The following is a 13,034-nucleotide window of genomic DNA, read 5'->3' as shown; positions in this document are numbered from 1 at the left end:
ATGTATGATTGGTAATTATTGGAGATTTTTGAAATAATTTTTTCTTTGCTTAGGCTATTTTCTATATTATTATTTAACGCCGATTCTGCTTGTAACGTATTAACATATTGAAAACTCAAGGCAGTATCTTGCCTTAGTAATTGCCAAATGGCTTGCGTATCTACCTCTGCTTTATTAATTTGCGAGGCAAGCTTGCCGATACCTGAATCAGCGCTAAATCGGCGGCTCTCGGTTAGTTCTGCATGTATAGGTTGCAGTAGAGGAATGCGACAGAGATCAGCCAATACTGCTCCTGCATCGACGGCTGCTAACTGATTAGCATCGCCTAATAGTATCAACCTTGCACCTGGCTTTACCGCGCTCACAAGATAATTGGCCAACTCAACCCCGAGCATAGATGCTTCATCGACGATGATAATATCTTCACCGAGTGGGTTGTTGGCATCGTAGCGCGGTCTACCCGTTCGACCGATACCTAGCAGACGATGGATGGTTTTTGCCTCTTGCAACTGCAGCTCTACATTTGCGTCATCTAAAGCCGCCTGTAGAGACTCTTGCATACGCTGGGCTGCCTTACCCGTTGGCGCTGCTAATGCTAGACTAGCACTGTCTGTGCTAAACCTAATATGTTCAGACTGATCTCCCCTACTCTCTGTTGCCTGTTGTAACGCGATAACTAATTGAGCCACAGTGTAGGTTTTACCTGTCCCTGGGCCACCAGTAATGATACTAAATGCATTATTGTTCGCCACATTGATAGCGGCTATCTGTTGGTCATTTAAGTTCTCAGGCATGGTAATGTCTAAAGGCACTATCTGCTGATTCAAAATATGAGTAATATGCTGTGCTAAGTTGAATTCTGCTTGCCAAGCACGGTGTAACCAAAAGGTGATTGATATTTTTGTCTCATTATTTGTTTCGATTTTTTGTATTTGGTATATGATAGGTTTATTTTTACTTAGGCTATTTTTATTATTACTATCAGTATTCGCATCAACATTAGCAAATAAAGTATTCTCATGAATTGACTGAACAAAAGTAACTGAGTCACTATTTTTCAAACGCTGATATAACGTAGCAATCGCATCAAACCGTTTGACTAGCATCTCTTTTTCATGGTTGCTGAGTGCTAGCTGCGCCCATAGCTGAGCTCGCTGACCAAACAAAGTATCTAGCAATACAAATAGCGATGTCTCCGTTGTAGCGTCGTCGTTTGGTTGAGTGTCTATTTGCGTTTTTATCTGAGTATCAATCAGCGCAAGGATAGGTGTTGCCAATATCTCTAGTAGGTTCTGCTGCCATGCATATAGTGCGACCAACTCCCCATTAATCTGACCTTGCATGGGAGCTTCATGATCGGCTGTATCAATCGTTAATACGGTGTGACCCTCTTCCAAATGAGCTGCTAAAATAACGAATAGAGCAGTAAATAAGTCATTGTTTTCCGACTTATTGATTCTTTTGCTCTCATCATTCGTCTTTGCATCTACCGCGTCATATGCTACATGTGTTTGCTGACGGCGCAGCAAAATATAATCACTGAGATTACTGGCCCAGCTCTCTTGTAAGCTAATGGCTGACTTGCTCTTGTTGTTATTATTACTCATCGTGTTCTGGTCTCTTTTTAATCTGATTAAATGTTATAACAATTTTTATCTATCTAATTGCTACATAAGGTTTATTAATCCGGCAGGCCAAACAATGCGTCTAAACCTTTGATAAAGTCGATGGGAATATCCCAAGTGACCAGTCCATAGCAGTTATGATTCTCTAAATTGTTACTGCTAGGCTTATTATTATCTTGAGACATAGTGTCAGCGATTTTAGCATTCGGGTCATACACACCGCGTAAAAATACGTACTCTACAGCGCCTAAGTACTTATCCTCGTTACCCGTATAATCACTGATTCTCATGGCAAGGAACCGATGCAATGCTACCTGATAGATTGCTGCTTGTAGCCAGTAGCCTGCTTTGGACATTGCTTGCTTTAGCGTATTTTCATTATAGTCGCTTAGGCTATTTCCTAAAAAGTTACTTTTATAATCGACCACGTAATACTTGCCAGCATGCTCATACACTAAGTCAATCTCACCACGTAGATAGCGATAAAGATGTGCCTTGTTTTGTGGCACTAGAGTGACGTGTTTATCTAGCTCATCAGGTAAATACTGTTGAAAAAGCTTACTGATATCCTGTGCTTTAAAATTCTCTGACAACCCCATGTTGAACTCTAACTCAGCAAATCGCTTACCTTTATTAAGAGATATCAAAGGTTGGTTGGAAGATAATAATGGCGCATGTAGCACTTCTTCGATCCAATTGATTAATGCCTCATGCTTCGTTGTATCTATTGACTCAAGATCAAACCCATCACTATTTCTTTGTTTCTTGCCTTGTGATCTGCGGCTTTGCTGTTCAGCACTACTATATATCAGCGGCAACTGATAGCTATTAATCGCTCTATCAATAACCTGAGACCACTGGGCTTTATTGGTGAAATCTATTTGTTCAAATATCTCATGTAAAAACGTACCGGCATTGGCACCTTTTACAAAGGTAAAGCGGATATCATCTTCTAACTTGAGGCTTAGTTCACCGTCTTGTTCGAGAGACTCGTCGTTATTAAGTAAAGAGATATTCGAAACTGAAGACTCTGTCATATCAATGTCTATCGCATCATCAATACGCTCATCCACTATCGCCATTGCTTGTGTAGATTCATCTAGCTGACGCGCCAAAGCGGTAAAGCTGGTCTTGGCCCAACCATAAAAATAATTGGTTTTCATCACCTCAGCAAAAGGCGCGTACTCAATAGCTTCTGTCGTAGGCTTATGAGTATTTGATTTGGTGGCGGCCAGTTGAACATTGTCATTTATACCTGCTGAGTTAGCATCATTGCTTACGTAGTTATTGTCATAAAACTCATTAACCTTATGCCCTCTGAGCATGCCTACGATGCCTTTGAGCCTATCAGGTAATTCAAACTTTGCTTCTGGCGATTCAAACCAATAGAACACTGGCTTTAGCTCAAACCCTGTCTTGTTACTCGGATCTCGTAGCACAACATAAAGCTGCTCGCTGGCCCGAGTAAATGCCACATAGCCAAGCCGTCTTATCTCATCAAAACCTTCTTGTGTCTCGATATCCGTATAGTAACCCTCATCCGTAGCAGAGCCTTGTAATGGTGAGAAGCGGCGCTGATTACCCGATTGATTATCTGTCGACTGCTGTACTAACATTGAGGGCGCTTGTTGCGCGTTATATAGATACAGCCCATAGTCTTCTTTATTCCCAGACTTCCTACTGGCGTCACCCATTCCCAATACATAGACAATAGGGAACTCAAGCCCTTTTGACTTATGAATGGTCATTAGCTGTACGCCAGACTCTGTCGGTAGCGGATATTGCTTAGCCCAGTCACTGTTGGGCGCTGCATCTATATGCTGCCTGAACCACGCCAGTAGCTCATGCTCACCCATACCTAGACCATACTGCGCCAAGATATCCATCACATGACGCAAGTCCATGATATGACGGTCACCTTCTGGATGAGCAGCTAGGGCTTGCCAAACGCCTTTCGGCTGTACAGGGCTTTTATCTAATAAATAATGTAGCGCCGATAATATGCCAAAGTGCTGCCAACGCTGGGCACCTTCTTTTAGATAGGTAATAAAGTCTTGATAGCTTTTTTTAGTATCAGTAGCCTCATTAGTTGAGAAGTCTTTCGAATTAGAACTGTTTGCATGGGCGCTTGGCGTACTGCTACCCTCGGTAATGCCTGACTCATGATCCGTCATCATGGCTTTGATGTTTTTGATACTCAGTCCATATAGGTGGCTGGTCAACACTCGATTAATCATGTCATGACGATACGGATATAGCATGGCACTTAGCAATGCTGCCACATCTTCTGCCATGATAGTCTCAAAGATACTGACGTCACTGGTGGTCAAGGTCGGCACATTAAGTTTTACTAGCTCGTCTTCGACCCTTTTCAGATCTTTTTTGGCACGTGCTAGCACCCCAATATCACTCGGCTGAATCGGCTTACCTTTAAGTGTCTGACCACTATTAAGCAACGTGGCTATATGGCGAGCTGTTATTTCATGCTCATCATAATCAAACTCTTTGTCCTTGTCATAAGGCAGATGCAATAAGCTCACGGGCTGAGCAGAAAGCACCTCTGTCACCATTACATCATCTAGACTATTTGACGCATTAAACCAAGACAGCTCATATTCCGGTTTTGCTGCTTTAATATGTTGGTAATGAATACCAGTTCCTAGTTGCGACAGCTTATTCTCAGCAGTTGCTGCATCGGCCATGCCAAACCAGCAGTTCAATGCGTTAATCACACCCGCATTAGAACGGCGATTGATATCTAGTGTCCAAAGTGTACTCTTGTCAAACTGGGCTTTCATATAGTTGTAGTTGGCCACATCGCCACCACGAAACCCATAAATAGCCTGTTTGGGATCACCAACCAGTAGCAGAAACTCATGATTGGCTTTCTTAGTGGTTGATTGCTTGTCATTGTCCGACTGTTTACGCTTATTCTTTGGCAAATAGATACTTTCAATCATAATAGCTTGCTCGCCATTGATATCTTGCGACTCATCAATCAATGCCACAGGATAGTGATGACGAATATAACGCGCCAGCTTATCCCCTTGACGACCAGTCAATGCTTGGTTTAAGCGTACCATTTGCAAACTAAAAGTCGTCTCGCCACGCTCTTCTAAAATAACTGGCAGTCTATTACGCACAGCAAGCACAATATGACGGTTAAGATTGGCTAAGACAGTTATTATGTATTCGTCCAACTTTTTACTTTGTTCAATATATCGTTTAAAGTCACGCACGACCTGCAACTCGTTGAATATTAAATTAATTCTTTTGCCATCTTGAGGAACACGGAATTGATTACCAATATTGTCAGTTTTTTGAAAAGCCTCAATTAACTTGCTTGTTTTCTTCTTTTTATCAGATACAAACTTATAAGCGGCTGATCCAAAATCCTGTAATGTTTCGATTATTTTTGGCCAAGTATCTCTATTATTAAATAACTGTCCTTTTGGCACTTCATAGTACTCACCCTCAGGTCTAAAGAAAATATCAAGCTCATCGCTACGTTCAATAATATTATGTATAAGCCGCTCATAACCATCAAACGAAAAATCACTTGCCAAAATCTCATCAATCGGCGCAGAGATAAAATTAAGCGATCGTGTCACATATTTCTTATGATCGCCTACTGCAGACAGCTTACCTTGCTGATCCATTAGCGCGTAAAGTTTGGGCTCTTCATAGTATAAGCGGCTCTGAAATTGACGTAGCTCATCATGAACAATGCTATCAGTCACCTGTTCAATACTGCTGTCTTCAATAATGCCCATGCCCTGCTGGTGACCAGTCTCGCTACTGTACTCCGTCAACCATTTTTGCGCCAAGCTATCGAGCGTGCCTACAAATAGCTTATCCAAGGTGGTTAATACGAGTGCGGTACGCCTGATAGCTTCCGCCATTGGGTAACTGTACACGTGATCCAGCAAATAACCGACAAGATGCAAGTTAATAGGATCTTGCATGATGCCATCTAAACGCACATATTTGGCCTGATTAACCAGCCAATCTTGACGGTCTTTTTTTGCTTGTTGACGTTGCTCAGCCGCCACTTGCTTATCAGCAGCAAGGTCTTGATTTAAATCATCAATGCCTGTCTCAACGTTTGCGTCTACGTCTGAATTACTGCCTGCTTGTGTGTCTTTATTACCCTCAGGCATGACTTGCAGTATGTTGGGATAGAGACTTTCTTTATTGCTAGTATCAGCACTTAGGCTATTGACCCATTGTAATAACTGATAGAAATCTACCAAACGATCGTGGATACGCTGACGCATTTCGGCAGCGGCAGCTCGAGTAAAAGTCGTGGCAATGATTTGCTCTGGCGCACGTCGCGCTTCGATCAGTAGGCGCAGTACAATACCAGTCAGCGTCCAAGTCTTACCTGTGCCCGCTGAGGCTTCAATTAGGTGCTTGCCCGTCAGATCAACATCAACTGCCGGTATGACATCATTTTTACGTTCAGGCACAGCAGATAAAGTCAGCTCATCTGAATATTCATCAAATAAATCTGATTGTGTAAATAAGTCAGTGGTATTGGTTGGGTCGGTAAAGTCTGTCATATGGGCGCATACTTTTAATTATTATTTATTAGAACAAAATAGCAAAAATTAATTAGGGGCTGCTTTAGATAATGAGCTAACCATCTAAGTTAGTTAACGCATTAAACATCGGCTCATACAGTGGCTGAGCTAATGTAGTCAACGCTGCTGACAAAGCCTTAAACGCATCTTGGTCACGCAGTACGTATTGCCAAATGGCATGCTGCGAACAAGTATCGTATACCGTGTCTAGGTGATCATCAGATCTTAACCAGCCTTTGAAATCTGATCGCTTCGGCCAATAAATAACACCTTCTTCGAATTTTGCGCACTTATCAAGGTAATTAAGTGCATATTCTGGCAGTAATGTAATAGGCACTTGACCCGTTAACTTGCCAAAAAATGCCCATTTTATCAACTCAATCACAGCGTCTTCATAGACAATTGGGCTTAGTTTAAATGCGATTACATCTTTATAGTTACCAACTTGTGAGCTGGCCTTATTAAAGCGCCAAATACTTACGCCATCATTTAATACCACTTGCTCGGCAGTGGTACGTCTGGCCACTTGCCAATACAAATGTGACAACCAAAACTTGAGTAAATGCCTAGGACTGGCAGAATTGGGCAGTATGTTTAACCATTGCTTGGGTGATTGCTGAGCATAAGGTACACCCGCCTGAATAACTGATATGGGTGCTAACATTGGTACTGAGCCTTTGATCTTAATGATTGTCGGCAGCAGCTTAAGCAGTGTTTCTATACCCTCTATATTCGTCTGATTGCTTGACTCGTTGTCAGTGCTACTAAGTATATTTTTTAGTTCTATCTGAACAGGATGTTCGGCGGTTGGCGTCAATAGCTGTAATATAATGGCGCTATCTGCTTCACCCTCATTGAGAATACTGCTCTCATCAAAGCCATTAGCCATTAATTGCTCTTTGAATTCCAAGCATTGCTGTTGCAGTTTCTTTTGTTGATTAGGTAATGTAGTTTGGCGAGCGACTCCAGCGGGCATGATTTTTTGATACATCAGGATTGGCGTAGTGATTTCAGCGGTTGTATCACCGCTATTGGTCTTAGTCTCATCGGCGACCAATTGCTTAATCAAATAATCTTTGATCTGATAGGTAGTTAAACTGTTTAGAAATAGCGGCTCTTGATGCGACAGTGCTTCTTCACCTTGCACCACATGCACTTTTTGAGACCGTAAGAACGCTTTGGCAGGATGGCGTACTTGGTAAGCCAACACCCCTTCAATATCTATCTCTCCGATGTTAAATATGCTATCAGATAAATTTTGGATGAGCGCCTCTGTTATGTTATTGACATTGCTAGCATCAACAGCTGTATCTAGCGCCAACAATTCAGCCAATGCAGACAAGGTTTGATTATCTACTTGACCTAGCTGACCCAAGCCTTGACCAAGCACCTGAGCGATTGACTCATACTGTGACTTTGTGGGTAAGCCGACCAGTTGCATAGGCTCACTAGATACTCGCCCCTTCAATGTATCAAACACCGCTTGCCAAAGCGGCGCAGGCGGAAACTGTTTTTTCTGAGCCAGTTTGGTTTTGCGCATGGCTGTATTTAATAAAGCATCCAGCTCATCAATCATATCGACAGGGCTAGAGTCCTGAGCATTGATATTAACGTTGGCATTAACGTTAGCATTAGCATTATCATCAATATCAGGAGACGCTTGCTCAAAAACATCAGTGCCTTCGATTTCTGTCTCAAATAGACTCTCATGGAAAGGCAATGCAGGATGCTCAGTCACCAACCACTGCTTAATCAATTTAGGTAAGTAACGCTTGAGGCTTTCGGTGGTGGAATCAATATTCTCAGGCAACGTTTCAAGCGAGTTCACCTGCCACTGCACCTCGCCTTGCAAGAACTGCAATAGCTCGCTCACTGGGTTAGCTGGCAGATGCTCATGCGTGTCCGTCAAGCTTTGGCCGTTGTAGAACATCCAACATGCACTGCGCGCACACAGTAGCGCATCTAAAAATGCGCCGTTGTCATCATCTTCACTAACTCTGTCACCGCGGCGTGCATTGGTCGCTTTCATCAAATCATAGCGGTTATCACGGTCACGCCCAGGAAACTCAGAGAGATCCATATTGAGCATCACCACCAGCTCAAAAGGCACGTTTCTTAGTGCACCAAATCGTCCAAAGGTAATCACCCCCGTCGGCTCCGCACTGACCTGCTGACTCTCAAGCTCGTTTTCAATACTGTCTAACATAAAGCTCAGCTTGAGCGGCAACTGCTCCACACCTGCCAGCCTCTGCTCTACTTCTCTGTTGTCGATATCACCACTAGCGTACTGCCTATAGTGACGATTGGCTCGCAGACTGGACTTAAAACCATTCATTGCGTTGTAAATGGCACGCATGGTACGCGTTTGATCCACATCACCAAAGTAGCGATGGATAACTTGTGTCTCAATCTGATCGAGCCAATCTTCCGCTTTCATTTTTTGTGTATGATCATCACGTCGTGCAACCAAGCCAGTATAAATGCGGCAAAGCGCTTCAACGATCAGCGCATCATTTAGGCTCACTTGTGGTAACGGCAAGGTCATTTCTGGTAAAGCTGTACTTGGCCATTCATCGTCATTTAGATCATATAAGCAGTCGCTCAACTCAGCCTCTGGCATGACCAGACCTAGGGTCAATCTATCTAACGCTTGCGCAAAGCTGAAGCGATAGTCGTAATCATTACTGTCCAAAGTTTGCTTAAGATGAAGCTCGTCAAAGCCGCGAATAAAGCCCGCCTCTACCAATAAATCACAGCCACGGCTCATTTGCTCATGAGTCAGTCCAAAGCTTTCAAATAAAGGCGGTAACATGAGCCAGTCTAAGACTTCAGCTGCTTCAAAACGAGCGCTATGACTGCCTAATAGTTTATAAAAACCAATAATGGCTTCCCATAACTGGCGAATGTCGGCATCAACAACACCAGTCACTTTGGCAGGCAAAGTCAAACCATCCTGACCTTTACCATTGACAAAGATAGAACCAATTAGTGCATGATGACGTTCAACATCGGGTAGCAGCACAACAATGTCAGAGATATGACGTTTCTTTTCACCTAGTTTGATAGGTTCGTTCAACCAACGGCCGATCATAATACGCAACACTTCAAGCTGACGCTGTAAACTATGACAAGAATGAATGCTTAGGCTATTATCTTGGGAAGAAATTGCCCAAAAACGGTCTTTCTCAAAGCGCTTATTCTCTAACGCTTCATCTTCATACCAAGCCGTTGCTGGCTTAGCTTCATCAAAGCTTGGCTCTAGTTGCTTACTTACCGCTTGTGAGACTGTAGCAGCCGTTGCTTGCTGAGTAGATTGCTCATCAAGCATCAACACATCGTTTTGCAAACGCTTTAACAAACTTGGACTATTCTGAGCGCTACTAGCATCATCGATATACTCAGCAGCAACCCCATTATTAGAACCAATGCTCAGCGTATCATCAAAATTATCTTGCCATTCAACCAGTGCATCGTCGTATTGCTCATTACCCGATAAATTGGCAAGCATGGCAAAAGCATCGCGCGACTGCTTACCGAGACGCGATAGCAAACTATGACCATAATCACGCAAGAACACACTCTCAGGGTTGATAATCTGCTGACGCTGTAACCATGATTTATCAACGATATCTGCCCAAAACAGCTTTGATGGATTGTAGTGCAATAACGTGACATTCATGTATTGCGACAGACTCTGTAGAAAGTCTAACTCGGTCTGTGGCAGTTGCTGAATGGTAAATATACGCAGTACTTTGGGCAACTGAGCGCGTTCATTCGCCTTGTTGCCTTTTAAAGCCGACCAGAACGCACGCTCCAGTGCCACACGGTGTAAATGAACATCGGCAAATAAATGCGACCACAAGAATCGTTGGGCAACTTCCAACTCAACATAATGCTCGACCAACCACTCAGGCGTGCCACGCGCATATTTATCAAAACGCAATGACAGTGCATCTTTATCTGCTATCAACTCATCTACATTCAGCGGCTCGTTGTGCGACCATAATGCTAGCCAATCCTCACGGTGGGTCAAGTAGCGGTTAAACACCCTAGCCAAATCGCTTGCCAGCTGCCAAATACGGGCATCTTGTTGCGCCTTATCCTGTTGTAAGCTGTCTTGTTGAGCACTTGCCTGTGGGTCATCAATCAAAGACGCTAGCAACGGATGAATTGGATGCTTTTCATCTGTAACAATCGACTCCTGATAATAAGTCAAATACCCAAACAATCGCCACTGCATTACTGTCGGTGACAACACCGCCACTTCGGGTACATTTAGAGCTGTCGCTTCAGGGTTTTGCGCCAGTAAGTACGCATTATGGCGAATCAATACATCTTGCATCAGCGTCCATTGATACTGACCCCAAAATTTAGTACGCACCAAGGTACTAATACCAGCACGGCTAGCAATGGTCTTATCCAACCAATCACCCAGTACCATTGAGGGTACAATGACAATAAAAGGCTCAAATACAGGCTGATCCTTGGACTGGTATTGTATAAGCAATTGATCTACAAGGTTTTCGGTACGGTGCGACTGAATAATGGTAAACATAGACACTAATCTGATTGGAATAAGGATAAGATACTAGGGCATGTCATCAATGAGCACATTGATACATTTAGTGGCCTTAAAATGGCTAAATTTTGTCAAACATCGTCAGAAATCTTGTCAATATGTTCATATTTACGGCGAGTTCTTCCTTGTTTGGCGGCAATTTTTCTCATTTTAAGCCACACAATCTAAATGATGACACGCCCTAGAATGGATACAAAGGGCTTAACTGATAGATGGGATGTTCGTATCCAAATTAAAGGCTTTACAAAAAACAAAGATAAAGCAAAAATAATACTCATTAATACATGATTGGTGGTCGTTACTGTGAAGTATTTCTGCTAGCATAAGTGCCACAAATAAAAAAACAGTCGCGATTACAAGCCTTATATATTCATTAATAATGTTGGCATGCCAAGTTTTTTATAGTCGATTCAATTTAAAAGTAATACAAGGCAACCGAGTGTAGATGTATATTAAATACTTCAAGCGAGGTTAACGCAGTCATACTTTTATAGTGCAATGACTATACCAGTGTGCCATTGATGGTTATCGTTTACTAGTATAGATACTGACATTATAATACCTTACGACATTTAGTGTCGTTTTATGATGTTACTCATGTCTATTACAAAGAACAAAACCTATTACTGTTTTTAAATTGGGTTTTATAATCTGTATCCAAATAACACTTTTTATTGACGAGATAACTGAATACTATGCCCTTGCGTCCCATTGATGCCATTTTTGTTCATCCAAAACGACGTTTGTACGTCGTATACTATCGCGGCGAATTATGGCAATTGCCACGTATGAAAATTGACGATAGATCATGGCAAAACAGACAGCCATATACTGATGATAGTAGTTCACTCTACCTCAGTATCCATCAAGCCATTAACGACCCTGTATTGGCACAAAAACTACGGACATTGAACCTGCCTGAGGCCATGCGTGGTAGCACGCTGCCACGTTTTGAATCATGGTGGGAAGCTCACGGTTTCAAATGGCTTAAAGACAAGCTTGCAACAGGCGAATCTCCATTAGCCGCACACCAAAATAAAGCCATTGATAAAGAATCTACGTCCCTCCCAAGCCACCAGCCAACACCATCAAATAAAGATGAAGCAGCTAATAGCAAAAATAATAATAAGAAAAAACCTCAAGCGGCGGCAGAAGTCGATATTTTTGCAGACATGCTGGCGGATTTGGCAGAGGAAGTATTACATCAGCAGATTTAAAAACAATGTGCTACGTACCGTATTGTTTTTAAATTTATGACAACTGACTAAGAAAAGAGCAGTAATATATGAAAGACTACAAACTGCTGCTGGCTGGGCTAATTTTGCTGCTGTTAACGATATTCGTCGCTGTCTTTATGTGGTTGTGGACCAGCAACCGTAAAAATACAGACCCTTTACCAATCATGGCAAGTGAGCATGAATCAGACTTTGGGGCCGAGGGTGCTGAATCAAACGGTATGTCTAGTCGCGTTCTATCTGTTCGAGCGGACGAGCGCTTACAAATACCTTTGGACGATATCATTATCAGTTTTGAATCTCGTTACCCTGATGTACAAGCTTTGGCAAGCTATGTACCCGCTGGTGCTCTTCTTACAGTACCCAGCACCGACTCAAACGGAGACAAGCTCTCTGGTTTTGTCTTTGATACTGATATAATCATCACCAATGATAGTAGTCTGTCTACAGAACGTATGTCGCTCCTACAGTCACAATTGCAACAGGCTCAAGATAAAAACCGTCAAAGCCCGAAAACCACCAATGCAGTTGATATCCATGAGGACGCTGATAAAAATAATGATGCAAGCATCCATCATGAACAGCTGCAAACGCTAAATCCTTTCAATTATGCTGTAAGAGATGAGCAAGCACTTGAGGGCGTCATTCTGACAGACAATAGTCTTGCTACCAGCTTTCGTAATTTTTTACTCTCAAGCACAGGACAAGATATTCTAAAAAAACATGATTATGACAATATTAGTGGTTATAAAAATAGTGTAAATGACTTGTTTAAACCAACCTCACAGGCAAAAAATGCCTCAGGAAATCATGCAGCAGACGTTTCTGATGCACTTAGTAATGGCGATTGATGATAAATTACCTTTATTTGTCTTTTGTTGATTGCTTTTATGCCAGCTTTTTTTTACAATGTCACTCCATAATGCGCCTATAGCTCAACAGGATAGAGCAGTTGCCTCCTAAGCGATCGATCCGAGTTCGAGTCTTGGTGGGCGCACCATCAAATATATTA

Annotated in this window: 5 protein-coding genes and 1 tRNA gene; 3 read left to right on the top strand and 3 right to left on the bottom strand. The window is 42.5% G+C overall.

Annotated elements, in window-relative coordinates; translation table 11 throughout:
* From QL982_RS13145 to QL982_RS13135, 3 genes are all read right to left on the bottom strand, one after another.
* Positions 1-1,607, bottom strand: a 1,607-nt coding sequence (locus tag QL982_RS13145; protein WP_290190379.1) for an AAA family ATPase, incomplete at its 3' end; no start/stop codon positions are given.
* Positions 1,608-1,681: 74 nt separating this feature from the next.
* Positions 1,682-6,187: a UvrD-helicase domain-containing protein gene (locus tag QL982_RS13140; RefSeq protein WP_290164754.1), complete on the bottom strand. Its 4,506-nt coding sequence runs from the start codon at positions 6,185-6,187 to the stop codon at positions 1,682-1,684.
* A 76-nt stretch (positions 6,188-6,263) separates the two neighbouring features.
* Positions 6,264-10,763, bottom strand: coding sequence for an exodeoxyribonuclease V subunit gamma (locus QL982_RS13135; RefSeq protein WP_290164753.1), 4,500 nt, complete (start codon positions 10,761-10,763; stop codon positions 6,264-6,266).
* A gap of 719 nt (positions 10,764-11,482) precedes the next feature.
* On the opposite strand from QL982_RS13135, the gene QL982_RS13130 reads away from it, so the two are divergent.
* From QL982_RS13130 to QL982_RS13120, 3 genes are all read left to right on the top strand, one after another.
* On the top strand, positions 11,483-12,004 hold the full coding sequence (locus QL982_RS13130) for a hypothetical protein (RefSeq protein ID WP_290166090.1): 522 nt from the start codon (positions 11,483-11,485) through the stop codon (positions 12,002-12,004).
* Between the two features lie 68 nt (positions 12,005-12,072).
* Positions 12,073-12,873, top strand: coding sequence for a hypothetical protein (locus tag QL982_RS13125; protein ID WP_290190378.1), 801 nt, complete (start codon positions 12,073-12,075; stop codon positions 12,871-12,873).
* A 73-nt stretch (positions 12,874-12,946) separates the two neighbouring features.
* A tRNA-Arg gene (locus QL982_RS13120) sits at positions 12,947-13,022 on the top strand.
* Positions 13,023-13,034 lie beyond the last annotated feature (12 nt).

Origin of the sequence: Psychrobacter sp. 5A.1 (genome assembly GCF_030407455.1) — a bacterium.
In the GTDB taxonomy this organism is placed as follows: Bacteria; Pseudomonadota; Gammaproteobacteria; order Pseudomonadales; family Moraxellaceae; genus Psychrobacter.
This window is presented reverse-complemented; position numbering and strand designations above follow the sequence as displayed.

Excerpts from the sequence above, each read along its gene's own strand:
- QL982_RS13140 (WP_290164754.1), bottom strand. The coding sequence starts at position 6,187 with ATGACAGACTTTACCGACCCAACCAATACCACTGACTTATTTACACAA.
- QL982_RS13135 (WP_290164753.1), bottom strand. The coding sequence starts at position 10,763 with ATGTTTACCATTATTCAGTCGCACCGTACCGAAAACCTTGTAGATCAA.
- QL982_RS13130 (WP_290166090.1), top strand. The coding sequence starts at position 11,483 with ATGCCCTTGCGTCCCATTGATGCCATTTTTGTTCATCCAAAACGACGT.
- QL982_RS13125 (WP_290190378.1), top strand. The coding sequence starts at position 12,073 with ATGAAAGACTACAAACTGCTGCTGGCTGGGCTAATTTTGCTGCTGTTA.